25 protein-coding genes, 1 tRNA gene and 1 other RNA gene are annotated in these 25064 nt (G+C 69.1%); 21 read left to right on the forward strand and 6 right to left on the reverse strand.

Annotation, left to right across the window (positions count from 1 at the left end; all coding sequences use genetic code 11):
* Positions 1 to 16: 16 nt before the first annotated feature.
* Complete coding sequence (locus G6R20_RS13385; RefSeq protein WP_132063686.1) at positions 17 to 1159, forward strand: FAD-dependent oxidoreductase; 1143 nt, start codon at positions 17 to 19, stop codon at positions 1157 to 1159.
* 16 nt (positions 1160 to 1175) lie between these two features.
* Here G6R20_RS13385 and G6R20_RS13390 read toward each other — a convergent pair whose 3' ends face one another.
* Positions 1176 to 2336, reverse strand: a complete 1161-nt coding sequence (locus tag G6R20_RS13390) for an acyl-CoA dehydrogenase family protein (RefSeq protein ID WP_132063685.1) — start codon at positions 2334 to 2336, stop codon at positions 1176 to 1178.
* A 137-nt stretch (positions 2337 to 2473) separates the two neighbouring features.
* Between G6R20_RS13390 and G6R20_RS13395 the strand changes: the two genes are divergently transcribed.
* The 3 genes from G6R20_RS13395 (at position 2474) to G6R20_RS13405 (ending at position 4250) form a co-directional block, all read left to right on the forward strand.
* A complete protein-coding gene (locus G6R20_RS13395; RefSeq protein ID WP_227022361.1) occupies positions 2474 to 3097 on the forward strand; it encodes a TetR/AcrR family transcriptional regulator in 624 nt (207 codons plus the stop codon).
* Positions 3098 to 3252: 155 nt separating this feature from the next.
* Positions 3253 to 3963, forward strand: a complete 711-nt coding sequence (locus tag G6R20_RS13400) for a peptidase S1 (RefSeq protein ID WP_069388447.1) — start codon at positions 3253 to 3255, stop codon at positions 3961 to 3963.
* Positions 3964 to 4070: 107 nt separating this feature from the next.
* Entirely contained in the window at positions 4071 to 4250 is a 180-nt protein-coding gene (locus G6R20_RS13405) for a hypothetical protein (RefSeq protein ID WP_132063683.1), read from the forward strand.
* A gap of 80 nt (positions 4251 to 4330) precedes the next feature.
* Here the strand turns inward: G6R20_RS13405 and G6R20_RS13410 are convergent, their stop codons facing one another.
* The 3 genes from G6R20_RS13410 to G6R20_RS13420 all read right to left on the reverse strand — a co-directional run bounded on the left by G6R20_RS13410 (position 4331) and on the right by G6R20_RS13420 (position 7908).
* A complete protein-coding gene (locus G6R20_RS13410) occupies positions 4331 to 5536 on the reverse strand; it encodes an acyl-CoA dehydrogenase family protein (protein ID WP_069388448.1) in 1206 nt (401 codons plus the stop codon).
* 49 nt (positions 5537 to 5585) lie between these two features.
* On the reverse strand, positions 5586 to 6986 hold the full coding sequence (locus G6R20_RS13415) for an acyl-CoA dehydrogenase family protein (protein WP_069388449.1): 1401 nt from the start codon (positions 6984 to 6986) through the stop codon (positions 5586 to 5588).
* Between the two features lie 118 nt (positions 6987 to 7104).
* Positions 7105 to 7908 carry an inositol monophosphatase gene (locus G6R20_RS13420; protein ID WP_163376667.1) on the reverse strand — a complete coding sequence of 268 codons (804 nt, stop codon included), beginning with the start codon at positions 7906 to 7908 and terminating at the stop codon, positions 7105 to 7107.
* Between the two features lie 172 nt (positions 7909 to 8080).
* On the opposite strand from G6R20_RS13420, the gene prfB reads away from it, so the two are divergent.
* The 11 genes from prfB (at position 8081) to G6R20_RS13475 (ending at position 16643) form a co-directional block, all read left to right on the forward strand.
* Positions 8081 to 9187 (forward strand): peptide chain release factor 2, encoded by a 1107-nt coding sequence (prfB, locus tag G6R20_RS13425; RefSeq protein WP_154830266.1) that lies wholly within the window; start codon positions 8081 to 8083, stop codon positions 9185 to 9187.
* Positions 9187 to 10083, forward strand: coding sequence for a mechanosensitive ion channel family protein (locus G6R20_RS13430; RefSeq protein ID WP_067712384.1), 897 nt, complete (start codon positions 9187 to 9189; stop codon positions 10081 to 10083). Before prfB ends, G6R20_RS13430 begins: the two co-directional genes overlap by 1 nt.
* A complete protein-coding gene (locus tag G6R20_RS13435) occupies positions 10083 to 10721 on the forward strand; it encodes a hypothetical protein (RefSeq protein ID WP_067712385.1) in 639 nt (212 codons plus the stop codon). Before G6R20_RS13430 ends, G6R20_RS13435 begins: the two co-directional genes overlap by 1 nt.
* Positions 10722 to 10806: 85 nt before the next feature.
* Positions 10807 to 11496 carry a cell division ATP-binding protein FtsE gene (ftsE, locus tag G6R20_RS13440; RefSeq protein ID WP_067712387.1) on the forward strand — a complete coding sequence of 230 codons (690 nt, stop codon included), beginning with the start codon at positions 10807 to 10809 and terminating at the stop codon, positions 11494 to 11496.
* On the forward strand, positions 11496 to 12398 hold the full coding sequence (gene ftsX, locus G6R20_RS13445) for a permease-like cell division protein FtsX (protein ID WP_163376668.1): 903 nt from the start codon (positions 11496 to 11498) through the stop codon (positions 12396 to 12398). The genes ftsE and ftsX overlap by 1 nt, the downstream gene beginning before the upstream one ends.
* A 72-nt stretch (positions 12399 to 12470) precedes the next feature.
* On the forward strand, positions 12471 to 12980 hold the full coding sequence (gene smpB / locus G6R20_RS13450; RefSeq protein WP_067712405.1) for an SsrA-binding protein SmpB: 510 nt from the start codon (positions 12471 to 12473) through the stop codon (positions 12978 to 12980).
* Positions 12977 to 13825, forward strand: a complete 849-nt coding sequence (locus G6R20_RS13455) for an EamA family transporter (protein WP_181694279.1) — start codon at positions 12977 to 12979, stop codon at positions 13823 to 13825. Before smpB ends, G6R20_RS13455 begins: the two co-directional genes overlap by 4 nt.
* A 118-nt stretch (positions 13826 to 13943) precedes the next feature.
* Positions 13944 to 14317, forward strand: a transfer-messenger RNA (tmRNA) gene (gene ssrA, locus G6R20_RS13460).
* A 159-nt stretch (positions 14318 to 14476) separates the two neighbouring features.
* Complete coding sequence (locus G6R20_RS13465) at positions 14477 to 15214, forward strand: thioredoxin domain-containing protein (protein WP_240341458.1); 738 nt, start codon at positions 14477 to 14479, stop codon at positions 15212 to 15214.
* 158 nt (positions 15215 to 15372) lie between these two features.
* Positions 15373 to 15445, forward strand: a tRNA-Ala gene (locus G6R20_RS13470).
* Between the two features lie 94 nt (positions 15446 to 15539).
* Positions 15540 to 16643, forward strand: a complete 1104-nt coding sequence (locus tag G6R20_RS13475; protein ID WP_240341459.1) for a serine hydrolase domain-containing protein — start codon at positions 15540 to 15542, stop codon at positions 16641 to 16643.
* A gap of 21 nt (positions 16644 to 16664) precedes the next feature.
* On the opposite strand, the gene nadE is transcribed toward G6R20_RS13475, so the two are convergent.
* Positions 16665 to 17534: an ammonia-dependent NAD(+) synthetase gene (gene nadE, locus G6R20_RS13480; RefSeq protein WP_096905854.1), complete on the reverse strand. Its 870-nt coding sequence runs from the start codon at positions 17532 to 17534 to the stop codon at positions 16665 to 16667.
* A 247-nt stretch (positions 17535 to 17781) separates the two neighbouring features.
* Here nadE and ykgO point away from each other — a divergent pair, with 247 nt between their 5' ends.
* The 5 genes from ykgO to nrdF all read left to right on the forward strand — a co-directional run bounded on the left by ykgO (position 17782) and on the right by nrdF (position 22405).
* A complete protein-coding gene (gene ykgO / locus G6R20_RS13485; protein ID WP_003852698.1) occupies positions 17782 to 17904 on the forward strand; it encodes a type B 50S ribosomal protein L36 in 123 nt (40 codons plus the stop codon).
* Between the two features lie 541 nt (positions 17905 to 18445).
* Positions 18446 to 18676 carry a redoxin NrdH gene (locus G6R20_RS13490; RefSeq protein ID WP_096905853.1) on the forward strand — a complete coding sequence of 77 codons (231 nt, stop codon included), beginning with the start codon at positions 18446 to 18448 and terminating at the stop codon, positions 18674 to 18676.
* A gap of 60 nt (positions 18677 to 18736) precedes the next feature.
* Complete coding sequence (nrdI, locus tag G6R20_RS13495; RefSeq protein WP_096905852.1) at positions 18737 to 19183, forward strand: class Ib ribonucleoside-diphosphate reductase assembly flavoprotein NrdI; 447 nt, start codon at positions 18737 to 18739, stop codon at positions 19181 to 19183.
* 68 nt (positions 19184 to 19251) lie between these two features.
* Entirely contained in the window at positions 19252 to 21333 is a 2082-nt protein-coding gene (gene nrdE, locus G6R20_RS13500; protein WP_067712491.1) for a class 1b ribonucleoside-diphosphate reductase subunit alpha, read from the forward strand.
* A gap of 55 nt (positions 21334 to 21388) precedes the next feature.
* The gene (nrdF, locus tag G6R20_RS13505; protein ID WP_067712425.1) at positions 21389 to 22405 is read left to right on the forward strand and encodes a class 1b ribonucleoside-diphosphate reductase subunit beta; all 1017 of its coding nucleotides are present in this window, start codon (positions 21389 to 21391) and stop codon (positions 22403 to 22405) included.
* An 85-nt stretch (positions 22406 to 22490) separates the two neighbouring features.
* On the opposite strand, the gene G6R20_RS13510 is transcribed toward nrdF, so the two are convergent.
* Positions 22491 to 23627 carry an ABC transporter substrate-binding protein gene (locus G6R20_RS13510; RefSeq protein WP_240341460.1) on the reverse strand — a complete coding sequence of 379 codons (1137 nt, stop codon included), beginning with the start codon at positions 23625 to 23627 and terminating at the stop codon, positions 22491 to 22493.
* A gap of 254 nt (positions 23628 to 23881) precedes the next feature.
* On the opposite strand from G6R20_RS13510, the gene G6R20_RS13515 reads away from it, so the two are divergent.
* On the forward strand, positions 23882 to 25064 hold a 1183-nt coding region (locus tag G6R20_RS13515), incomplete at its 3' end, for a cbb3-type cytochrome c oxidase subunit I (protein WP_163376669.1).

The following is a 25064-nucleotide window of genomic DNA, read 5'->3' on the forward strand; positions in this document are numbered from 1 at the left end:
TCCTCGCCGGAGCCGCATGGCCCACCATGGTGGCGTGACGCCCGATCAGGAGAGCCCCACCCGTCCGGTCGACGTGGTGGTGATCGGCGCCGGCCAGGCCGGACTGTCGGCCGGCTACCACCTCAGGCGGCGGGGGTTCGCGCCGGTCGGCCGTGCCGAGGCGGGGGAGCGCAACTTCGTCATGCTCGACGCCGAGGACGCCCCCGGCGGGGCCTGGCGGCACCGCTGGGAATCCCTCACCATGAGCACGGTCAACGGCATCTTCGAACTGCCGGGCCGACCCGTCCCCGATGTCGACCGCACCGCCCCGAGTCGGGACGTCCTGCCGCCCTACTTCGCCGACTACGAGAACCGATTCGGGCTCGACGTCCGGCGGCCGGTCCGCGTGCGCTCGGTCCGCAGACCCACGCCCGGGCGGGACGGGCCGGAGTCCGACCACCTCGTCGTCGTCACCGATCCAGGCGGTGACACCCGCCCTGAGGCCTGGGCGGCGCGCTACGTCATCAACGCCACCGGCACCTGGACCCGACCGTTCTGGCCGTACTACCCCGGCCAGGAGACGTTCCGCGGCCGACAGCTCCACGTCCACGACTACGTCGACGCCGAGGAGTTCGCCGGACAGCGCGTCGTGATCGTCGGCGCCGGCATCTCCGCCACCCAGCTGCTCGAGGAGATCTCGCGCGTCGCCGACACCCTCTGGGTAACCAGGCGGGAGATCGAGTGGGAGACGGACCCCGCCCCGGAGAACTTCTCCGCCGCGATCGACCGGGTCGCCGATCGCACCGCGCAGGGACTTCCCCCGCAGAGCATCATCCGCGTCACCGGCATGTACCGCGCCCCGTGGATCGAGCGCGCCGACGAGCGCGGCGTCCTGGTCCGCCACCCCATGTTCACCCGCATCGAACCCGACGGGGTGCGGATGCCCGACGGGCGACACGAACCGGCGGACGTCATCCTCTGGGCGACCGGGTTCCGACCCGCGGTCGCCCACCTCGCGCCCCTGGGCCTGCGCACCCCCGAGGGGGGCATCCGGGTGGCGGAGGGCCGGGCCCTCGACGAGCCGAGTCTGTTCCTCATCGGCTACGGCCCGTCCCAGTCGACCGTGGGGGCCAACCGGGCGGGCCGTGACGCCGTCCGGGCGATCGTCGCCGAGCTTTAGTTGTCGCCGACGAACTCTAGAGGGTCCGCGAGATGAGCTCCTTCATGATCTCGTTGGTGCCACCGTAGATCTTCTGCACGCGGGCCGAGGCGTACATGCGGGCGATCGGATACTCCGTCATGAAGCCGTAACCACCGAAAACCTGCAGGCAACGGTCGATGATCTCGCACTGCTTGTCGGTGCAGAAGTACTTGGCCATCGACGCCGTCGACGGGTCCAGTTCACCCTTGAGATGCAGGCCGATGCAGTGATCCAGCAGGGTGCGCGAGGCGAGCGCCTCGGTCTTGCACTCGGCCAGCTCGAAACGCAGGTTCTGGAACTTGAGGATTGGCTTGCCGAACGCCTCGCGCTCCTTGGCGTAATCCGTCGCCAGCGTCACGGCGGTCTCGGCCGCCGCGACCGCCGTCACCGCGATGATGAGGCGCTCCTGCGGGAGCTGCTGCATGAGCTGGATGAACCCCTGGCCCACGCCCTCCTCGCCGCCCAGGATGTTCCCGGCGGGCACCCGCATGTCGTCGAAGAACAACTCCATCGTGTCCTGGTACTTCAGGCCGATCTTGTCGAGCTTGCGGCCCCGGTCGAAGCCGGGCAGGTCGGTGGTCTCCGCGACCAGCAGGGACAGGCCCTGCGCGCCCTCGCCACCCGTGCGGGTGACGATGACGAGCAGGTCGCAGTGCATACCGTTGGAGATGAAGGTCTTGGCACCGTTGACCACGAAGTCGTCACCGTCGCGCACCGCCGAGGTGCGCAGCGCCTGCAGGTCGGACCCGGCGCCCGGCTCGGTCATCGCGATGGCGCCGACCATCTCGCCGGTCGCGAGCTTCGGCAACCACCGCTGCTTCTGCTCCTCGGTGCCGTACTGGACGATGTAGTGGGCCACGATCGTGCTGTGCACCGAATTGCCCCAGCCGTCGTCGAGGGCGCGGGTCTGCTCCTCGGCGATCACGGCCTCGTGGGCGAACGTGCCGCCGCCACCGCCGTACTCCTCCGGGATGGAGATGCACAGCAGGCCAGCGTCGCCGGCTTTGTTCCAGAACTCACGGTCGACGGCGCCCTGCTCGGCCCAGCGCTCGAGGTGCGGGGCGGTCTCCTTCTCCAGGAACGCACGCGTATGGGCGCGCAGCGCATCCAGATCGTCGGTCATCCACGGGGATCGGAAGGGGGCGGTCTCTAGCACGGGGGACTCCAGCGATGGGGTGGGGGCCGGTTGACGGCCATGACGATCCCCACCATACAACTGCATTGCCTGACATGCATGTGTATGGTCGACCTTCCGGCGGCGCCCTCGGGCGTCGCACGTCGCGGCGAGACGAGGTGGGGCGAGTGATCGCAACTGAACCCGGGTCGGGGGACGGTGTCCCGCGCTCTGCTGACGGTGACCTCACCGCCCGCGCGCGAATCCGCTACGCGGCGCTGGAGCTCTACTCCGATCACGGCGAGGACCGCGTCTCGATGCGGCGGGTCGCCGCCCGGGTGGGGGTCACCATCGGGTTGATCCAGCACCACTTCGGCACCAAGGAGGGGTTGCGCCGCGCTGTCGACGAGCTCGTGGTGGAGCAGGTGGTCGCCGCACTGGCGACGGTCGAGCACTCCGGATCAGCAGCGGAGGTCGTGGCGGCCCGCGACGCCGCGGTGCGGGAGATGCTCGAGCGCAACCCGATGTTGGTGAAGTACATCAACCGGGCCCTCCTCGAACCCGACGGCCGGGGTGTCCCGCTTCTCGAGGCGATCGTCGAGCTCACCACCAGGGAGGTCGACAGTCTGCGGCGCGGTGGCCACGCCTCGACGCGGGCCTCGGACAAGGTCCAGGTGGTCCGCACGCTCATGGGTCAGGTGGGCGAGCTGTTCCTCGAGCCCGTCGTCGCGGGGATCTGGGCACAGATCGGCGGAGACCCCGACGAGCGGCCCTCCATCCGCATCATCGTCGAAGGCCGCTGACCGGGGGATCGGCCGGGATCCGACGTGTCGGGGCCAGCGCCGCACGGGTGGTGGGGCTCCGGCCGGCCCGCGCGTGGTGCACCGGCGGCTGATCGCCGCTACCCTGTCGAGGGCGTATACCCGGGCAGTCCGCCCGGGGTGGGAAGGACACATTCATGAGGCTCACCCGTGTGGCGAAGCTCGCCGCGACGGCCGTGATGGCCGGTGCCGCCACGTTGATGGCGCCCGCAGCTGCCCAAGCCGCCGTGCCCGTCGGGGGTGCGACCCCTGTTCTGGTCGGGGGAGTGGCCGGATGCACCATTACCGCCGCCGGGTACGACGACTCCGGAGCGCCAGTCGCGTTCACCGCCGCCCATTGCAGTGAGCGGATCGACGCCCCGGTGATCCTCCGCGACGACCCGGGTGCCGGCGTGATCGGCACCATCGCCACCCGCAACGAGATCCTCGACTACTCCGTGATCCGTCTGGACCCGGGCGTCGCCGTCCCCGTCCGACAGGCGGGCATCGTGGGCCGCGGACCCGCGCCGCAGTTCGGTGACGTCGTCTGCAAGGACGGGCTGACCACCGGACACACCTGTGGCATCACGTGGCAGCGCGAGGGCGACCGGTTCTGGACCCACACCTGTGCCGGTTACGGCGACTCCGGTGGCCCCGTGATCCGCGAGGGGCGTCTCGTCGGGCTCCTCTCCGGCGGGCACATGCCGCCGGACGCGGGATCGGCCGGCAGCATCGGCCCCATCCTGCCCTCGTGTATCCACCCGGCGCAGACTCCGTTCTTCCTGCCGGCGGTGGCGTACTCGTTCGACGCGATCGTCGCCGACGCCACCGCGCGCGACTGGCCGGGGAGCGGCTTCCGGATGGCCTGACCGCCCGGCACCCCGCCCCGTGGGCGAGAGGCGGACGAGGGCCCGGTACCGACGCGGTCGGTACCGGGCCCTCGTCTGTGTCCGACCCCGTCGCTACCGTCCGCTCCATGCTCTGGACCGAGGACGCGCCCACCCACTGCCCGTACGGGCATGAACTCGGGCCCGACCGGGTCCTCGTCGGCTGGGATGCCGGTCGCAGCGGCAGTCTCGACCACGGTCACCGTGTCCACATCTGCCGACAGTGCGGAACCATCATGTCGTGGACGCCGATCAGTCGGCTGGAGTGAGCCGGCCGAAACGGGCGGCGCCCCCGCGGACAAATGTCCGCGGGGGCGCCGCTCAGTGCGGTGATCGCGCCGGGGTCGGCTCACTTCAGCTCGGCGCTTGACAGGTTCAGGATCCGGCGCGCGATCACCAGCTGCTGGATCTGCTGCGTGCCCTCGAAGATGTCGAGGATCTTGGAGTCGCGCGACCACTTCTCCAGGAAGCTGCGTTCGGAGTAGCCGTAGCTGCCGGCCAGCTCGACCGCGCCCAGGGTCACGGCGGAACCGGTGCGCCCGGCCTTGGCCTTGCACATCGATGCCTCCTTGGTGTTGGGCATCTTGTTGTCTGCCATCCACGCCGCGCGGAGCGTGAGCAGGTAGGAAGCCTCCCAGTCGGCTTCGAGGTCGAGGTACTTGGCGACGGCGGCCGGCTGGCTGGTGGCCGGACGGTCGTAGTCGATCTCCATGCCGGCCTCCTCGAGGAGGGTGCGGATCTCCTCGAGCGCGGCCCGGGCGACGCCCACGGCCATGCCGGCGACCAGCGGACGGGTGTTGTCGAAGGTCTGCATGGCACCAGCGAAGCCCTTGTCCACGCGGACCTCCGGATCGCCCAGAAGATTCTCTTTGGGGACCCGGCAGTCGGTGAAGCTGATCTGCGCCGTGTCCGAGGCCCGGATGCCGAGCTTGTGCTCCAGCCGGTCGACGGAGACGCCGGGATGGTCCCGGGGCACGACGAAGGACTTGATCGCGGCGCGGCCCTTGCTCTTGTCCAGGGTCGCCCACACCACGATGTGATCCGCGCGCTGGCCCGAGGTCACGAAGATCTTGGTGCCGTTGATGACGTACTCGTCGCCGTCCAACCGCGCGGTGGCCGAGACGGCGGCCGAGTCGGAGCCGAATTCGGGCTCGGTGATGGCCATCGAGGCCCACACCCGGCCGAACTTCTGCATCTGCTCGTCGCTCGCCACGGCGGCGATGGCGGAGTTACCCAACCCCTGGCCGGGGACGGACAAGGTCAATCCCGCGTCGCCCCAGCAGGTCTCGATGGCATTGAGCAGCGACTTCATATTGCCGCCGTTGGACACGCCCTCGCGCCGGGGTGCGCGACCTGATCCCATGGTGGCGCCGGAGGCCGCCTGACCGGCGTCCTCCATGGCCTCCATCATGGCCTTGAGGGTGTCCAGCTCGACGGGGTACTCATGCTCGGCGAGGTCGTACTTGCGGGAGATGGGTCGGAAGATCTGCATGGCCACCTGGCGGGCCTGGTTTGCACCCGCCTGCAGCTTCTTGGGGATTTCGAGATTGATCATCGCTTCAGGTCCTTGGTCCGGTTCGGGAGTGTGGCGGAGCGGGCGGACGTCACAGGACCACCACGCCCTCGGCCACTCCCACGGCGCGCAGGTCGCGATACCACCGCTCGACCGGGTGTTCCTTGGTGAACCCGTGGCCACCGAGCAGCTGGACACCGTCGAGGCCGATCTTCATACCTTTGTCCGCGGCGATCTTGCGGGCCAGCGCGGCCTCGCGGGCGAAGGACAGTCCCTGTTCGGCGCGGGCGGCGCCGCGCCAGGTGACCAGGCGCATGCCGTCGAGTTCGGTGGCCATGTCGGCCACGGCGAACGCGACCGCCTGCCGGTGGGCGATGGGCTCGCCGAAGGCGTGACGCTCCTTGACGTACGGGGTCACGTAGTCCAGGACGGCGTGGGAGGTGCCCACGGCGAGGGAGGCCCAGCCCAGACGCGACAGGCGGATGACGTCGGCGTAGGCCGAGGACCGGTCCTCCGGCGAGACGTCAGCGCCACCGAGGATGGCGTCGGCGGGAAGGGAGACGTCGGTGAGGACGAGTCGGCCGAGGCCGGCGGCGCGCAGGCCCATGGACGGGTCGGCCTCCACCACGAGTCCGTCGGTGTCGGATTCCACGACGAAGAAGGTCGGCGCGCCGTCGAGGGAGGCGGCGACGACGAAGAGTTCCGCGCTGCCGGCCGTGGGCACCATCGACTTGACGCCGCTGAGCGTGAACCCGCCGACGGTGCGGGTGGCGGTGGTCTTGAGATTGAACGGGTCGAAGAGTGGCTGCGGCTCGGCCACCACGACGGCGGCGGCGGGGACCTGCTCGGAGGCGAACGCCGGGAGGTATGACTTCTGCTGGGTGTCCGAGCCGAACTGCGTCAGGGTGGTGGCCACGCCGGAGGGGGCCAGGATCGGCAGGGCCAGGCCCATGTCGCCGTAGGCCAGGGCCTCGGCGACCAGCGAGTTGGTCACCACACCGCGCTCGGACGCGATGCCCTCGAACTCCTCGGGCACGTTGAGCATGGTGGCGCCGATCTCGGCCGAGCGCTCGAGCAGCGACGCGGGTGCCTCGGCGGCGGCGTCGGCGTCGTGCGCGGCCGGCCGGATGACCTCGGCGGCGAACTCTCGCACGGTCTGCGAGATCATCTGCTGGTCCTCGTCCAGCGTGAGGTCGAACAGGTCGGGCCGGGCCTCGGAGTCGGGAAGACGCTTGGGTGCGCCGCCGCCGGAGACCTTCTTGAACGACTTGGTCGCTGCACCGAGGGTCTTGAAACCGGTCTTGGTGGCCTCGTAGGTGACCCGGTCGACCTTTTGCCGCAGGCCGAAGCGCTCGGCGAACTCCGACCCGGTAATGGTGGTCAGCGCGCGCATGGCGGCGCCGATGGCGTCGATGCGCGCGGGGTTCTTACCCGGTGTCGAGGTCTCCGCGCGTCCGGTCGTGGACGGGGCTGTGGGGTTCTTGCTCATCATCACCAGCTGTTCTCGTGACGGACGGTGGACTGTGCTGTCCCCGACACCTTACTTCGGAGTAAGTTCCGAGCGCCACACTTTCCTCGAACACGTCCCTGCCGCCGGTGGGCGGGCGGTGTCAGCCGCGCAGGAGGACGACCGCCTGCTCGACCGCGCCCGGGCGACCGGCCACGAACCAGTCGTAGCCGTTCACCTCGACGGTCGCGCACACCCCGCCCGCCCCCTCGACGAGGGCGCGGCCGGGTAGCCAGTCCCACTCGGGGCAGGAGTGCTGGCACCACACCGTGTGGATCCCGCACGCGACGGAGGCCAGGTCCACGGACCCGGACCCGAGCATCCGGATGGTCGCCGCGCCGCGGCTCACGCGGTGGAAGGGCTCGGCGAGATGGGGATCGTCGAAGAACGGCGGGTGCAGGTAGGTGGCGAGGCTGCCGGCGGCCAGGTCCCCGGGGGCCAGGCGCGCGACGGGCACCCCGTTGCGGCGCGTCGGCACGTCCGAGCCGCCGACGAACGTCTCCCCGGTGACGGGTCGGTGGACCGCCCCGAGCAGGTAGTCGTCACCGCCGGTGACCGCGACGGCCGAGCACCAGTAGTCGGAGCCGGAGACGAAGTTGTAGGTGCCGTCCACCGGGTCCACGACCCACCGCCGTTCGCCGTCGCCCGCGACGAGGGAGCCCTCCTCGCCGAGGACGCCGTCGGACGGGCGGTGTTCGGCGAGGAGTGCGGTGATGTGTCGCTCGGCCGCGTCGTCGGCCTCGGTGACCACGTCGGAGACGGAGGTCTTGCGGCGGACGTCGAGCCCGTCCTCGCGCAGTCGCCGCGCGAGGTTTCCGGCGTCGACGACGAGGCGGGCGGCCAGATCGGCGTCGGTCATCCCCCCGGTGGACTCGTCGTGCAGGGGGCCCGGGTGGCGGGTGTCCATGGACGTTCACTTCCTCCGCTTGGTCGTCGCGGCTCGCTGACCACGAGCGGTAGCGGGTCCGAGGCATCCGACGCTACCGCCGGGGGGTGACGATCGGAGGCGCGGCAGGCCACGGGGAGGGGGCGGGTGGGCAAACGCTGGAAGGCGCCCGGGCCGCGTAGAGTTGGTAGACGTGCACCCTGAAGTTTCTGCCGACATCGCTGCCCTCGACGCGACCCTGACCACGGTCGAGAAGGTCCTCGACATCGAGGAGCTCGCCCGCCGCGTCGACGAGCTCGAGCAGATGGCCGCCGACCCGGACCTGTGGAACGACCAGGACCGGGCGCAGAAGGTCACCAGCGAGCTGTCGTACATCCAGGCCGATCTGCGCCGCTGCCGTGATCTGCGGCAGCGGATCGAGGACCTGCCACTGATGTACGAGCTGGCGGAGGAGGAGGGCGGCGGTGCCGTCGAGGAGGCGGACGCCGAGCGCTCCAGCCTGCGTGAGGACGTCGAGGCCATGGAGGTCAAGACGATGCTCAGCGGCGAGTACGACCAGCGTGACGCCGTGGTCAACATCCGTGCCGGCGCCGGCGGCGTGGACGCCGCGGACTTCGCCGAGATGCTCATGCGTATGTACATCCGGTGGGCGGAGAAGGCCGGCCACAAGGTCGAGGTGTACGACACCTCGTACGCGGAGGAGGCGGGGATCAAGTCCGCCACCTTCGTGGTCAAGGACCCGTACATGTACGGGACCCTGTCCGTCGAGCAGGGAGCGCACCGGCTGGTGCGGATCTCCCCGTTCGACAACCAGGGCCGCCGCCAGACCTCCTTCGCCGAGGTCGAGGTGCTGCCGGTCGTGGAGACAGTCGACTCCATCGAGGTCCCGGAGAACGAGGTCCGGGTGGACGTCTACCGCTCCTCCGGCCCGGGTGGTCAGTCCGTCAACACCACCGACTCCGCCGTCCGCCTCACCCACGTCCCGACCGGGATCGTGGTGACGTGTCAGAACGAGAAGTCCCAGCTGCAGAACAAGGTCGCGGCCATGAAGGTGCTGCAGGCCAAGCTGCTCGAGCGCAAGCGGCAGGAGGAGCGGGCCGCCATGGACGCGCTCGGTGCGGGTGGCAACGCCTCCTGGGGTAACCAGATGCGGTCCTACGTCCTGCACCCGTACCAGATGGTCAAGGACCTGCGCACCGAGTACGAGGTCAACAACCCGTCCGCGGTCCTCGACGGTGACATCGACGGGTTCATCGAGGCCGGCATCCGATGGCGCATGCGGGAGGGGGCGGACGCCTAGTGGCCTTCCGGACAGATTTCAGCGGAGTCCTGGCCTGGCTGAGCAACGACGGACTGGAGGTCGTCCTCCTCGTCCTGGGGGCCGCCCTGATGACCCGGGTGATCGGGAAGATCGCCCGGATGTGGACAGGCCGGATCGACGCGAGGAACGCCGACAAGGAATTGTGGTCGGAGGAGTCGAAGCATCTCCACTCCCTCGTCCAGGTCGTCTCCTACGTCGCCGTGGGGATCCTGTACATCCTGTTCGGAATCCAGATCCTGCTGCGGTTCGGCGTCAACCTCGTCACCCTCGTGGCGCCGGCCACCGTTCTGGGCGCCGCGCTGGGCTTCGGCGCGCAGAAGATCGTCCAGGACTTCCTCGCCGGCTTCTTCGTGCTGGCCGAGCGGCAGTACGGCTACGGCGACATCGTCGAGCTCACCACGGCGACCGGCGTCGCCGCCGGGACGATCGAGGACGTCACGCTCCGGGTCACCCGGCTACGCACCCTGGACGGCGAGGCCGTCATCGTCCCCAACGGGCAGATCGTCACCGCCATCAACCAGTCCCAGGACTGGGCTCGCGCGATCATCGACGTCCCCGTCCCCAACAACGCCGACATGGACAAGGCACACGAGGTGCTCGCCGAGGTCTGTCGCGACATCGTCCACGACGACCGTGTGGGTGAGTACGTGCTCGACGAACCGTCGGTCATGGGTGTGCAGTCGATCAAACTCGAGCAGACCGTCATCCGCCTGCTCGCCCGGACCAAGCCGGGAATGCAGTGGGAGGTGGGCCGTCGGATGCGCGCCGTCATCCTCCGCCGCTTCCGCCAGGAGGGGATCGTCCTGGAGCCGGAGGCGCTGGCCGCCATCCGCGCCGGGATGCTGCGACCGCAGGCCGGAGAGGGGAGCGTCTGATGGCCCGGCACAGGGACGATGACATGACCCGGCCCGACGGGACAGCCCCGCAGGGCGCCGCGATCGACGACGACCCGATCCTCGACCGGCCCGACCCGCTCGGGTTGGGCGGGACGCCACCACCGGACGCTCCCTCGCGGAGTCCGAAGCCACGGATCGTCGCACTGCTCGGCGAGTTCTTCAGGATGTCCCGGACGACCGCGATCCTCCTCGGCGCGTTCGTCCTGGCAGGCGTGCTGTATCTGCTCGTCCGCGACGAGCCGGTGGTCGCTTTCGGGCCGCAACCCGCGCAGGACCCCACCGGGACCTCGGAACCGGCCGAACCGGCCGAACCGGTCGACCCGTCGTCCACGCCGACGGATCAGACCACCGAGACCACGGCCCCGACCCCGAGTTCGTCTCCGACTCCGACGGGAACGGGCTCCCGCACGACCAGCACCACGGTGACGGGAGGGACCGCGACGACGGGTCCCGATGCCGAGGGGTTCCCCGGTGGCGCCGATCCGCAGGCCCCGCAGCAACAACAGCCACAGCAGTCGCCGCAGCAGCAGCCTGACCAGCAGTCGCAACCGCAGCTGCAGCAGGAGGCCCCGGGCGCCGGGGAGACCTCGGTGCCCGGCGGCGCCCTCGAGGGGTAGCGCCACCGGGTGGCCGCGCCGCGGCCGCCGCCGCGTTGTTCGACCGCTCCCGTGACTGTGGCCTGCGTGGCGTTAGGCTATCGGAGTGATCACTGCTTCCCGTGTGACGAAGTCGTACCCGTCCTCGACGCGTCCGGCGCTGTCCGACGTGAGCGTGGAGATCGGTGACGGCGAGTTCGCGTTCCTCATCGGTGCGTCGGGATCGGGCAAGTCCACGTTCCTGCGGCTCGTTCTCCGCGAGGACCGCCCGGATTCGGGCACCCTCACCGTCGCCGGCCACGACCTCACGCGCATGAAGGGCTCCGACGTGCCCGTGCTGCGACGCTCTCTCGGCTGCGTGTTCCAGGACTTCCGTCTGCTGGAGAACAAGACGGTCGCGGAGAACGTCGCGTTCGCGCTGCAGGTGATCGGCAAGTCCCGCCGGACCATCGACAAGGTGGTGCCGGAGACCCTGGACATGGTCGGGCTGGGCGGGAAGGCCGATCGCCGACCTCACGAACTCTCCGGTGGGGAACAGCAGCGGGTCGCGATCGCGCGGGCGTTCGTCAACCGCCCGGTGCTGCTGCTGGCGGACGAACCGACGGGCAACCTCGACCCCGAAACCAGCGAGGACATCATGCTCCTGCTCGACCGGATCAACAGGACGGGGACCACCGTGCTCATGGCGACCCACGACAGGCACATCGTGGACCGCTCGCGGCGCCGCGTGGTGGAACTGGTCGACGGCTCGGTCGTCCGCGACGACGCCCGCGGAACCTACGGGGTGGACCGCTGATGGCCGCTACGTTCGTCGCCTCCGAGGTCGGGCAGGGACTGCGCCGCAACCTGTCCATGACGTTGGCCATGATCATCACCACGGCGGTGGCCCTGGGCATGCTGGGGGCGGGCCTGCTCGTGGCCATGACCGCGTCCGCGAGTCAGGAGAAGTACGACTATCTCAACGAGTTCCGCGTCTACGTGGACCGGTCGATCTCGCTGGAGGATCCGGACTGCGCGGCGGAATGCGGCCGGATCCTCCAGCGGCTCGAGACGACGCCGGGCGTGGCGTCGGTGGAGTACAAGAATCCCGAGCAGACCTACGCCGAGTTCGTCGACCTGTTCTCCTCGACAGACCCGGTGCTGGTGGAGTCGACCTCGCCGGACGCCCTCGGCTCGCGGTTCACCCTGACACTGACCGACCCCACGCGGGCCGAGGCGGTGGCGCGTGACCTGGCGGAGGTGGACGGCATCGAGATCGTCCAGGGGCAGGGCGAGCTCGTCGAACGGGTCTTCTCCGTCCTCGACGGCGTCCGCAACGCGGCCTTCGCGATCGCGGTCGTCCAGCTGCTGGCGACCGTCCTGCTCATCGCCAACATGACGCAGATCGCCGCGTTCACCCGGCGGACCGCCCTGGGGATCATGCGACTGGTGGGCGCGAGCCGCTGGTACACGGAGTTGCCGTTCGTCCTCGAGGCGGTGATCGCGGCGGTGGCCGGCGCCCTCCTCGCGGTGGGGGGCCTGCTGGTGGCCAAGAACGTCTTCCTCGACAGGGTGCTGGCGGAGGCCTACCGCGCGAACCTGGTCGAGCGGATCACCACCCCCGACATCCTCCTCCTCGCACCGGGGCTGGTCGTGGCGGGCGCGGTGGTCTCCGCGCTCACCGCCTGGATCGCCCTGAGGCTCACGGTTCGGCACTGAACGCGCCCTCCATCTAGACTCTGGGGGCTGCGGAACGGCGGCGAGGGCACGGCAATCAGGAGGTGACGCGACGTGGCCAAGAAGAACAAGAAGAAGGGCGCGTCGTCCCTCGGCTCCGACGGGAGCATCGTCGCGAGCAACCGCAAGGCCCGGCACGACTTCCAGATCCTGGAGACGCACGAGGCCGGCATCGCGCTGGTCGGGACCGAGATCAAGAGCATGCGTGAGGGCAAGACCTCGCTGGTCGACGCGTTCGCGACGGTCGACGACGGCGAGGTGTGGCTCCGCGGGCTCCACATCCCCGAGTACTCGCACGGGAGCTGGACCAACCACGCCCCGAAGCGTGCCCGGAAGCTCCTGCTGCACCGCCGCGAGATCGACTCGCTCGTGGGCAAGGTGCGCGACGGCAATGCCACCCTCGTCCCGTTGTCGCTCTACTTCGTGGGCGGCCGGGTGAAGGTCGAGCTGGCCGTCGCACGGGGCAAGCAGGCGCACGACAAGCGCCACGACATCGCCCGCCGGACCGCCGAGCGTGAGGCCGTGCGTGAACTCGGCAGGAAGATCAAGGGCATGCGGGCATGATGCCGGTCGCGCTGGCGTCGACTTCGGCGGTGGCGTACGGCATCAGCGACTACCTCGGCGGCGTGGCCTCCCGCCGCGCCCGCGTGCTGCGCGTGGTCAGCGTCTCCTATCCGCTGTCGATCGTGCTGGTGGGCGTCGCGGCCCTGGTTGCCGGAGGGGCGCCCACCGGGGTCGGTCTGGGGTGGGGCCTGGCCTCCGGGTTGGCCTCGGGTGTCGCGGTGTGGTCGTTCTACCTCGCGCTCTCCCGCGGGCCGATGAGTGTGATCTCGCCGATCACGGCGGTCCTGGCGGCGGCGGTTCCGCTGGCGTTCGGTCTGGCGGCGGGGGAGCGGCCCGCGCCCGCGGCGGGGGCGGGCATGGCGCTCGCGCTGGTGGCGACGGTGTTGGTCTCCATGGAGAGCCGGGACGGCTCCTCGGTCCGGCACGGGCGCCTCACCCGTCGTCTGCTGGTGCTCACGGTCTTCTCCGGGCTGGCGTTCGCCGCGTTCTTCGTGTTGTTGGCGCAGGTGCCGCCGGGCCAGGGCCTGTGGCCGGTCGCGGCCTCGCGGATCGGGGCGACGGCGATGCTGCTGGTCGCCGCGGTCGCAGCCCGCGAGTCATTCAGTTTCTCCCGGCGTCTCATCGCGATCGGCGTGGTGATCGCCGTGTTCGACGCCGTTGCCAACGGTGCCTTCTACTTCGCCTCGCAGGCGGGGATGCTCTCACTGGTCAGTGTGATCGCGGCTCTGTACCCCGCCTTCACCGTGGCGCTGGCGATCGCCCACGGCGGGGAGCGGATGCGTGCGGTCCAGTTGGTCGGACTCGTCCTGGCGGGGGTGGCGATCTCCCTGCTCGCGCTCGGCTGAACGGGGTGCTCGGCGGAGCCGGGTGCTCGCCTGACCGGGGAGAGCGGGATCACCCTGGCGGGCGGCGTGTCACCGGGGTAGGGTGGGGAGTCCGTCGGCGGAAGTCGGCGGTCCTGACGGGGCTGACTTGGTTTCGACTACGTGAGTTGACGCAGGGGAAGCGTGCCGGTGCAGGCCAGAGACCACCGTAAGCGTCGTGGCAACCAATTACGCGCCGATACCAATCAGCGCGACTACGCCCTCGCTGCCTGATAGCGAGCCCGTAGTCTGTCGGCCCGGGGTCGCTCTCGCCCCGGTCACCGGCATCATTCAGAGAGATCACCGGCTCACCCGGTCACGGGGTGGGTCGGGACATCACACAGTGACTGGGATCGTCATCACCGACATGTCCGCATGAGGGTGAGATCCGAGTAGAGGCCAACGCGGACTGCGCACGGAGAAGCCCTGCCGATGCTGCGGAGGACCCGGGTTCAATTCCCGGCAGCTCCACCATTCGGGCCACACCCCCGGTCGACACCGACCGGGGGTGTGGTGCATTTGCATCGATGGTGCGCGCGCGGGGTCGCTCCCGCCGCTTCGGTACCCTTTGGCGTAGTGCCGGTCACCCGGAAGAGGTCGACGGTCTCCCAATAGAGAAAGGCCTGCGTACACGTGAACGCCAAGCCCAACAAGAACACCAAGGTCCTCCAGACCAAGTCCAACAACGGGATGATCATCACCGTGGTCGCGCTCATCGCGGTCGCCGTCGTGGTCCTCGGTGGCGTCGTCTGGATGGCCCAGCGGGGCGGAGAGGCCAACCCCATCACGTTCGGCGAGACCAACGACGAGCTGATCGACATCACCGAGGCCGGCGTGGTCGTCGTCGGCCCGGACGAGGCGCCGACCGTCCAGATCTGGGAGGACTACATGTGCCCCGCATGTGGCTCCTTCGAGGCGCAGTACGGTGAGTCCATCTCCGAGGCCGTCGAGGCCGGGGACCTGCAGGTCGAGTTCTACGCCCTGAACTTCCTCAACGGACAGTCCGGTTCCGGTGAGTACTCCACCCGCGCGCTCGCGGCCATCCAGTGTGTCGCGGCCAAGGACTCCCTGCCAGTGTTCTTCGACGTCAAGAATGCGTTCTTCGCCGAGCAGCCGGGGGAGGGCGGCGGCGACCTCTCGGCCCGCGAGCTGGCGGACATCGCGGAATCGGCCGGCGCGAACGCGGACTCGGTCGAGTGCATCGGCAACGTCGAGTCCAACGGCGGCATGGACAAGGCCTCCGACAGTGCGGACAACGCCCAGCAGAGCATCCGCGAGATCACCGATCGCGTGTCCACCCCGACTGTCGCCTACGAGGGCGAGGTCGTCGACATCGGCAACGCGGCCTGGCTCCAGGACATCATCGCGTAACTCGTCCGGCGAACCGCCCGGTGCTCGTGCCGGGTGCGCAACTGTGGCCCGGCCCCGCCCCTCCCGGCGGGGCCGGGCCCGATTTGGAGGCCCGAACCGTGGTGGTGTAACTTAGGTCGGGCCGGTCACCGAGAGGTGAGCGGCGGACAAATGGATACGGGGCTATGGCGCAGCTGGTAGCGCACCACACTGGCAGTGTGGGGGTCAGGGGTTCGAGTCCCCTTAGCTCCACCGAGGACGAGATCCCGGGACAACGGAAACGATGTCCCGGGATCTCGCCATTTGGCGTCTTCCGCCATCCGGTCCGCGGTCGTAGTGTCGGGGTGTGGCGGGGCCAGGGGAGATCACGGACGTCGTCGACGTGCTCGACGCGCTCGTCGACCACGGTCGGCTGGTCGGGTACGTCTGTGGCGTCCGCGAGAGCGGGCGCTCCAGGATCGTCTCCGGCGGAGCCCGTACCGTGGGCGGACCCGCGCTGGGGGAGGACGCGGTGTTCCCACTGTCGTCCAACACCAAGCCGGTCGGCGGGATCCTGGCGATGCGTCTCGTGGAACGAGGCGTACTGACCCTCGACGACCCGGTGGACACGTTCTTGCCCGAGCTGGCAGACCCTCGCGTGCTGGCCACGCCGGACGGCCCGCCGGACCAGACGGTCCCGGCCGAGCGGCCCGTTACCCTGCGGCACCTGCTCACCATGACCGCGGGTGTCGGCTGGGCGGGGGAGAACCCCGCGCTGTCGGAGGCGATGTCCGACCGTGGGGTCGCCCCGGGGCCGTACGCCCCGGCCGTCGCGCCGGACGAGTATCTCCGGCGGCTGGCGGAGCTGCCCTTCGCGGGCCAGCCGGGTCAGGCGTGGTGGTACCACACCAGCAGCGATGTCCTCGGGGTGCTCCTCGCCCGCGCCACCGGCTCGTCCGTGACCGAGTTGCTGGCCGAGTACGTCACCGGGCCACTGGGGCTGGCGGACACGGGGTTCACGGCCGACCTCTCCCGTCTCCCCACCTCGTACGGCCTCGGGCCCGACGGCCGGGTACGGCCACTGGACACCGCGGGCAGGTTCGCGGTGCCGCCGGTCTTCGAGTCCCTCGCCTGCGGCCTCGCCGCGACGGTGGGCGATTATCTGGAGCTGTTGGGTGTGCTCGTCGACGGTGGCCCGGTGCTCGACCCGGAGAGTGCTCGGCTGATGGCCACCGACCACCTGACAGCGCGGCAGCGGGCGAGCGCGGAGGGTTTCCTCGAGCCCGGCTGCGGCTACGGGTTCCAGGTGGAGGTGCGCCCGGGCGGCGTGGTCGGCTGGGCCGGGGGACTGGGGACGATCGGCTACGTCGACCGCGGCACCGGGCGGGCCGCGGCGGTCTTCACCACCCAGTCCTACGACGTCCCCGGCACCGCCGAGGCGCTCGAGACCGTCTGGACGCTGCTGCGCTGACGACCCGTCCTCGCGGACCGGTCAGCGCCACCACGTGTCGAGCGGGGTGGCGGGCACCGTGCGCTTGTGGCGCGAGCCCAGGAACAGCTGCTCGATCCGCGCGGACGCCTCGGGCGGGACGCCGTCGCGGCCCTCGAGGTAATCGTCGATCTGGGCGTAGGTCACGCCGAGGGCGACCTCGTCGGGCAGGCCTGGCCGGTCGTCCTCGAGGTCGGCGGTGGGGACCTTGCGCCAGGTGGAGTCCGGCGCGCCGAGGTGGCGTAGCAGTGCCGCGCCCTGTCGTTTGGTGAGACCGGTCAGGGGGGTCAGGTCGACCCCGCCGTCGCCGTACTTGGTGAAGAAGCCGGTGACCGCCTCGGCGGCGTGGTCGGTGCCGACGACGAGGAGGTTCAGTTGCCCGGCCACGGCGTACTGGGCGATCATCCGCTCACGCGCCTTGACGTTGCCGCGGACGAAATCACGGAGCGGCCCCGCCTCGTCGGGCAGAGCCGTGAGTGCGGCGGAGGCGGCCTCGGAGGCGGCGTCGGACGCGGGGCGGACATCCACCGTGAGACTCTCGTCCGGACGGATGAACTCCAGGGCCGCCTGCGCGTCGGCCTCGTCGGCCTGTTCGCCGTAGGGCAGGCGCATCGCCACGAACCGGGCGCGCGACATCCCCTCGTCCCGGAGTCGCTCCGCGGCGAGCTGACAGAGCCGGCCGGTCAGGGTGGAGTCCTGCCCGCCGCTGATCCCCAGGACGAAGCCCGTGGCGGGGGTCGAACGGAGGTAGTCGGCCAGGAACGTGACCCGCGACTCGACCTCCTCCGCGGGATCGATGTCGGGACGGACGCCGAGTTCGGCGATGATGGCGGCGCGCAGGGCAGCAGCGCGGTCTGTCGTGGTCTCGGTCATGGCGTCAGCATAGGAACCACGTGTGACGACCGCGTGACATCTCCGCCGGTGGCCGCGAGTGCCCGGAGCGCGGTCGGGGTGCGGCCGGGGCGCCCTCCGTCGCCGGTTGGAGTTCTGGTCGGGCAGTCCGTTACGATGGACCAGTTGTGTGTCGTACATCCGGCCTTTCGGGACGGACGTGTCGCACAGTGATCCCCAGTCGTGTCGGCGGCCATAGCGGCCGCCCCGAGAGCCTAAGGAGCGCCAGATGAAGGTCCGCAAGTCCCTTCGGTCGCTGAAGAACAAGCCGGGCGCCCAGGTTGTCCGTCGTCGCGGCAAGGTCTACGTGATCAACAAGAAGGACCCCCGTTTCAAGGCCCGCCAGGGCTGACATGTCCGCGTGAGTCCTCACGCACCCTCGAGGGCCCGCCACCGGTTCGCCGGCGGCGGGCCCTCGTCGTCGTCCCCTCGTCGTCGTGGCCTCCCCGGCGCGCCCCGCGGCGGTGACCATCCGCTCGCTTGTGGAGGGCGTGGGGACAATCTGTGGGGTCTCTGGGGAGGTCCTGTGGGATGCCGACCCGCCGCTCCGGGACGGTGATCGGCGTGCGACGGTAGGTGTGCGCGGCGCCGGATCGACGGTCCGGGGACGGGGTTCCCACCGGGGGCCCGCGGTGTCCACAAGGCGGGATCGCGACCTGGGAATACCAGCGATGTAAGACCAAAATGTTGTGGTCGATTGACTCGCTGGCCACTAGGGGTAGTGTCTAGAAGCGTTGCGGCCCCAATGAATGTCACTCGTGGGATTCGGACCGTGACCCCCGACAGACACCGCGGTTATCCACAGGCCGGGCGAGAGCCCGGGCCCGGGAGGCCGCTACGAGAAGAGCCCCTCGCGCCGTCCGGGCGCCGTGCCGAAAGAGGTCCTGAGACACATGGTCACCGTCTACACCAAGCCCGCCTGCGTCCAGTGCAACGCCACCTACAAGGCGCTCGACAAGCAGGGCATCGAATACGAGATCATCGACATCTCGATGGACGACGAGGCTCGGGAGTACGTCATGGCGCTCGGGTACCTCCAGGCGCCCGTCGTGGTCGCGGGCTCCGACCACTGGTCCGGCTTCCGCCCGGACCGCATCAAGGCACTCGCCTCCGTGGCGGCCTGACCGCGCAGTAGCAGTCCGACGGCGCGGTAACACCAGGATTCCTTCGACAAGGGGGCGGCGATGGCGGCTCCGATACCGGCCGAGAAGCCGGTGAGGATCGTCTACTTCTCCAACATCTCCGAGAACACCAAACGATTCGTCGACCGGCTCGGTCTCCCCGCACTGCGTATCCCGGTGCGGAGGACCGAGCCCGTCCCGACGGTGTCGGACCCGTATGTTCTGATCGTTCCGACCTACGGGGGAAGCCTCGAGATCACAGGCAAGAACGGAGCCGCGGTCCCGCGGCAGGTGGTCGCGTTCCTCAACAACGCGCACAACAGAAGTCTCTGCCGGGGAGTCATCGCCGGCGGCAACACCAACTTCGGACGGGATTTCGGTCGCTCCGGCGACGTGATCGCCAAGAAAGTGGGGGTCCCGTACCTCTACCGCTTCGAGTTGATGGGCACACACGAGGACGTCATCCGCGTCCGAGAGGGATTGGAAGAGTTTTGGCAGCACCAACCGTGAACCCCGAGAGCATCACCGCGGGAGAGGCGGGCGACGGTCAGCGTCTCGACTACCACGCCCTCAACGCGATGCTCAACCTCTACGACGCGGACGGGAAGATCCAGTTCGACGCGGACCGCCGGGCGGCGCGGGAGTACTTCCTGCAGCACGTCAACCAGAACACGGTCTTCTTCCACAACCTGGACGAGAAGCTCGACTACCTGGTCGAGAAGGACTACTACGAGCGCGAGGTGCTGGACCAGTACGCGCGCAACTTCGTCCGCGAACTGTTCGACCACGCATACGCCAAGAAGTTCCGCTTCCCGACCTTCCTCGGCGCGTTCAAGTACTACACCTCGTACACGCTCAAGACCTTCGACGGGAAGCGCTACCTGGAGCGCTACGAGGACCGCGTGTGCATGGTGGCGCTCACCCTCGCCGCCGGCGACCAGGTGCTGGCCCGCCAGCTGGTGGACGAGATCATCGACGGTCGATTCCAGCCGGCCACGCCCACGTTCCTCAACTCCGGCAAGAAGCAGCGCGGGGAGCCCGTCTCGTGCTTCCTGCTGCGCATCGAGGACAACATGGAGTCCATCGGCCGCAGCATCAACTCCGCGCTGCAGTTGTCCAAGCGCGGCGGCGGCGTGGCACTGCTGCTGTCCAACCTCCGTGAGCACGGCGCGCCCATCAAGCACATCGAGAACCAGTCCTCGGGCGTCATCCCCGTGATGAAGCTGCTGGAGGACTCGTTCTCCTACGCCAACCAGCTCGGGGCCCGCCAGGGTGCCGGCGCCGTGTACCTGCACGCGCATCACCCGGACATCTTCAAGTTCCTCGACACCAAGCGTGAGAACGCGGACGAAAAGATCCGTATCAAGACGCTCTCCCTGGGCGTGGTGATCCCGGACATCACCTTCGAGCTCGCCAAGCGCAACGACGACATGTACCTGTTCTCGCCGTACGACGTCGAGCGGATCTACGGCAAGCCGTTCGCGGACGTGGACATCTCGGAGCACTACCACGAGATGGTCGAGGACAGCCGGATCAAGAAGACCAAGATCAACGCCCGGCACTTCTTCCAGACCGTCGCCGAGCTGCAGTTCGAGTCCGGCTACCCGTACATCATGTACGAGGACACCGTGAACCGGGCCAACCCGATCGCCGGCAAGATCACGCACTCCAACCTGTGCTCGGAGATCCTCCAGGTCTCCACGGCATCGGAGTTCAACGAGGACCTGAGCTACTCCGAGGTGGGCAAGGACATCTCCTGCAACCTCGGTTCGCTCAACATCGCCAAGGCCATGGACTCGCCGGACTTCGGTCAGACCATCGAGACGGCGATCCGGGGACTGACCGCTGTCTCCGACCAGACCCACATCGACTCGGTGCCCTCGATCGAGCGGGGCAACTCGGAGTCGCACGCGATCGGCCTGGGGCAGATGAACCTCCACGGCTACCTCGCGCGTGAGCGGATCCACTACGGATCCGAGGAGGGCGTCGACTTCACCAACATCTACTTCTACACCGTGCTCTACCACGCGCTCCGGTCGTCCAACGCGATCGCGCGGGAGCGGGGGACCTGGTTCGCCGGGTTCCCGGAGTCGAAGTACGCCTCGGGTGAGTTCTTCGACAAGTACACCGACCAGGTGTGGGAGCCGGCCACCGACCGGGTCCGCACGCTGTTCTCCGAGGCCGAGGTGACCATCCCCACGCAGGAGGACTGGCGCGCGCTGAAGGCCGACGTGCAGAAGTACGGCATCTACAACCAGAACCTGCAGGCCGTGCCGCCGACGGGGTCGATCAGCTACATCAACAACTCGACCTCGTCGATCCACCCCGTGGCGTCGAAGATCGAGATCCGCAAGGAAGGCAAGATCGGGCGCGTCTACTACCCGGCGCCCTACCTGACCAACGACAACCTGGACTACTACCAGGACGCGTACGAGATCGGCTACGAGAAGATCATCGACACGTACGCGGCGGCCACCCAGCACGTCGACCAGGGCTTGTCGTTGACCCTGTTCTTCAAGGACACGGCCACCACCCGTGAGGTCAACCGAGCCCAGATCTACGCGTGGCGCAAGGGCATCAAGACCCTGTACTACATCCGCGTGCGTCAGCTCGCGCTCGAGGGCACCGAGGTCGAGGGCTGCGTCTCGTGCATGCTCTGACCGCCCGGCCACAGGCCCGCGTCCCGAACCCCACACGCCACCAGGAGGAGATCCGATGACCGCCGAGCTGCACGCTCCGGGATCCCACAGTCCCGCCGCCGGCATCCAGCCCAAGCTGGTCGACCGGGTGTCGGCCATCAACTGGAACCGCGTCCCCGACGAGGTCGACGATCAGGTCTGGGGCCGGCTCACCACCAACTTCTGGCTGCCGGAGAAGGTGCCGGTCTCCAACGACATCCCGTCGTGGCAGACCCTGACCGAGTACGAGCAGCAGCTCACCACCCGCGTCTTCACCGGCCTGACCCTGCTGGACACCCTGCAGGGCACGGTCGGCGCGGTCAGCATGATCCCCGATGCGTCGACCCCGCACGAGGAGGCGGTGCTCACCAACATCGCGTTCATGGAGTCGGTGCACGCCAAGAGCTACTCGACGATCTTCTCCACGCTGTGCTCGACGCCGCAGGTGGACGACGCGTTCCGCTGGGCGGAGGAGAACCCCTTCCTCCAGAAGAAGGCCAAGATCGTGCTCGGCTACTACGCGGGGGACGATCCGCTCAAGCGCAAGATCGCCTCGGTGATGCTCGAGTCGTTCATGTTCTACTCGGGCTTCTACCTGCCCATGCGGTGGTCCTCGCGGGCCAAGCTCACCAACACCGCCGACGTCATCCGGCTCATCATTCGCGACGAGGCGGTGCACGGCTACTACATCGGGTACAAGTACCAGCGCGCCCTCGAGCACGTCACCCAGGCAGAGCGGGACGAGCTCAAGGACTACACTTTCGAGCTGCTGTTCGAGCTGTACGACAACGAGGCGGACTACACGGAGGATCTCTACGATCCGGTGGGGTGGACCGAGGACGTCAAGAAGTTCCTGCGGTACAACGCCAACAAGGCGCTGATGAACATGGGCTACGAGGGCATGTTCCCGAAGGACGAGACCGACGTCGACCCGGCGATCCTGTCGGCCCTGAGCCCCAACGCCGACGAGAACCACGACTTCTTCTCCGGCTCCGGCAGCTCGTACGTCATGGGCAAGGCCGAGGCCACCGAGGACGAGGACTGGGACTTCTGACGTACCGGTTCTGACCCACGACGCCCCTGCGACCGAACACGGTCGCAGGGGCGTCGTCGATCCACGGTCGTGGAGGGACTGCTGGCTACCCGTCCGGTGCGACCCCGTTGATCGATCCCCGGATGTCGTCGAGGACCGCTCGCGCCGCCACCGGGCCCGCGCCCTCCCACACGGCACGGTCCACCACGAACATGCGCTGCGACCCCACGGCGTCGAGGTCCGTCCACCTGTCCGAGGCGAAGACCTCCCGCGCCGCGTCCTCGGAGCCGGCCTCGCCTCCGACCACCGCGAAGATCACATCCCCGTCCAGCTCGTCACCCAGGGCCGGGGACTGGGGTAGGGGCGGGATGCGCTCGCCGTCGCGCGTGCGTTGCGCCGGGGGCCGCTCGGCACCCACGGCCTCGAGCATCAGGGAGCCCAGCGTGTCCGGCCGCTGCACCTCCACGCCGTCACCCGCCCCTCCGGTGACCGACACCAGGGAGACCCGGGTGTCCGACGGGGTGGTCGCGTCGGCGGTGCGCTGCGCCCGCTCGATCACCTCCAGCAGGAGATCGCCGCCGGCGCGGGGCCGACCGTAGGCGTCGGCGATCGCCTCGGTGGCGTCCGTCCAGTCGACGACGTCGGCGTCGTAGACCACGGTGGGGGCGACCTCCGTCACGGCGGCGACGACGGCCCGGTCCAGCCGGTCCGACCCGGCCAGCACGATGAGGTCGGGTCGAAGCTCCCGCGCGGCCCGCGCGACCTCGTCGGCGTCCGCGCCGACGAGGGGACCGACCGTCGGGAGCCCGACCAGTGAGTCGGGCAGGTAGACGCCCGCCCCGTCGGGTAGGCCGGATGTGCCGACGACGAGGTCCTGCAACCCGAGTGCACAGGCGGTGTCCACCGCGCCCGTGCCGAGCGCCAGGATCCTCTCCGGCGACCGCGGCACCTCCACCCGGTCCGGACCCGGCCCCTCCGTGGGGACCATGCGGCCACCCGACCCGGCGAACTCCGCGGGGACCGGTGACGGGGCGCACGACTCCTCCGGCTCCGCCGAGCGCTGCAACTCCTCGCCGGCCAACCGCGACGGGGTCGTCGTCATCGGGTGCTCGACCATGTCGACGGGGGAGGGGCCACACGCCACGAGCGTCAGTCCTGCCGCCAGGGGGATCGCCGCCCCGGCGGCGCGCCGCGCATACCCCCGCGCGCTGTATCGGCGGGGGGCGGTCACGGAATCGGTCATGGGACAACAGCCTAGGAGATCGGCCGGGAGGGGTCGCTCATGCGGAGGTCGCGGGTCGGCGACGAGTGCCTGTCCCGGCGTGTCGGACCACGGCGCGATAAGCGGGGGTGACCACCGGTGACGAGTTCGACGGGGTGGGTGGGCGTCTCTCTCAGGAGGGGGTTAGGATTGCGGTCACGCACTATTCCTATGCGTTCGACGTGGGGTCGGTGGTTCGACCCACGACGTCGGGTGAGGCGTTCAGGAGGACCCTTATGACCGCAGTGGCCCCCAAGCCGGTCCACGAACTCGACCACCCGCCGGGTGAACCCACGGGTGATGCCCGGCCGGGCTCGTTCGTGTGGAAGATGCTGACGACGACCGACCACAAATTGCTCGGCATCATGTACATCGTCACCTGCTTCATCTTCTTCTTCGTCGGCGGCCTCATGGCGCTGCTCATCCGGGCGGAGCTCTTCTTCCCGGGTATGCAGTTCCTGTCGAATGAGCAGTACAACCAGCTGTTCACCATGCACGGCACGGTGATGCTGCTGCTCTACGGAACCCCGATCGTCGTCGGGTTCGCGAACTACATCATTCCGCTGCAGATCGGCGCCCCCGACGTGGCGTTTCCCCGGCTCAACGCGTTCGGCTTCTGGCTGTTCGCGGCGGGCGGCACGATCATGCTCTCCGGCTTCCTGACCCCCGGTGGCGCGGCGTCCTTCGGCTGGACCATGTACATGCCGCTGGCGGACAAGATCCACTCGCCGAACGTCGGCGCGGACCTCTGGATCCTCGGCGTCGGCATCGGCGGCATCGGCACGATCCTCGGTGCCGTCAACTTCGTCACCACCATCATCTGCCTGCGCGCACCGGGTATGACCATGTTCCGGATGCCGATCTTCACGTGGAACATCCTCGTGGCGTCGGTCCTCATCCTCCTGATCTTCCCGCTGCTCACCGCGGCCGCACTCGGCGTCTTCTACGACCGGCAGTTCGGCGGGCGCATCTACGATCCGGGCAACGGTGGCGCCATCCTGTGGCAGCACCTGTTCTGGTTCTTCGGTCACCCCGAGGTGTACGTCCTCGCGCTGCCGTTCTTCGGCATCGTCTCCGAGGTCTTCCCGGTCTTCTCTCGCAAGCCGCTGTTCGGCTACGCCGGCCTGGTCTTCGCGACCCTCGCGATCGCCGCACTGTCGATGGCCGTGTGGGCGCACCACATGTACGTCACCGGCGCGGTGCTGCTGCCGTTCTTCTCCTTCATGACGTTCCTCATCGCGGTCCCGACCGGCGTGAAGTTCTTCAACTGGATCGGCACGATGTGGCGCGGCAAGATGACCTTCGAGACGCCGATGCTGTTCGCCCTCGGCTTCATCATCACCTTCCTCTTCGGCGGTCTGACCGGCGTGATGATGGCCTCGGCGCCGATCGACTTCCACATCTCGGACACGTACTTCA

The organism is Dietzia sp. Alg238-R159, assembly GCF_900537145.1.
GTDB classification, from domain to species: Bacteria; Actinomycetota; Actinomycetes; order Mycobacteriales; family Mycobacteriaceae; genus Dietzia; species Dietzia kunjamensis.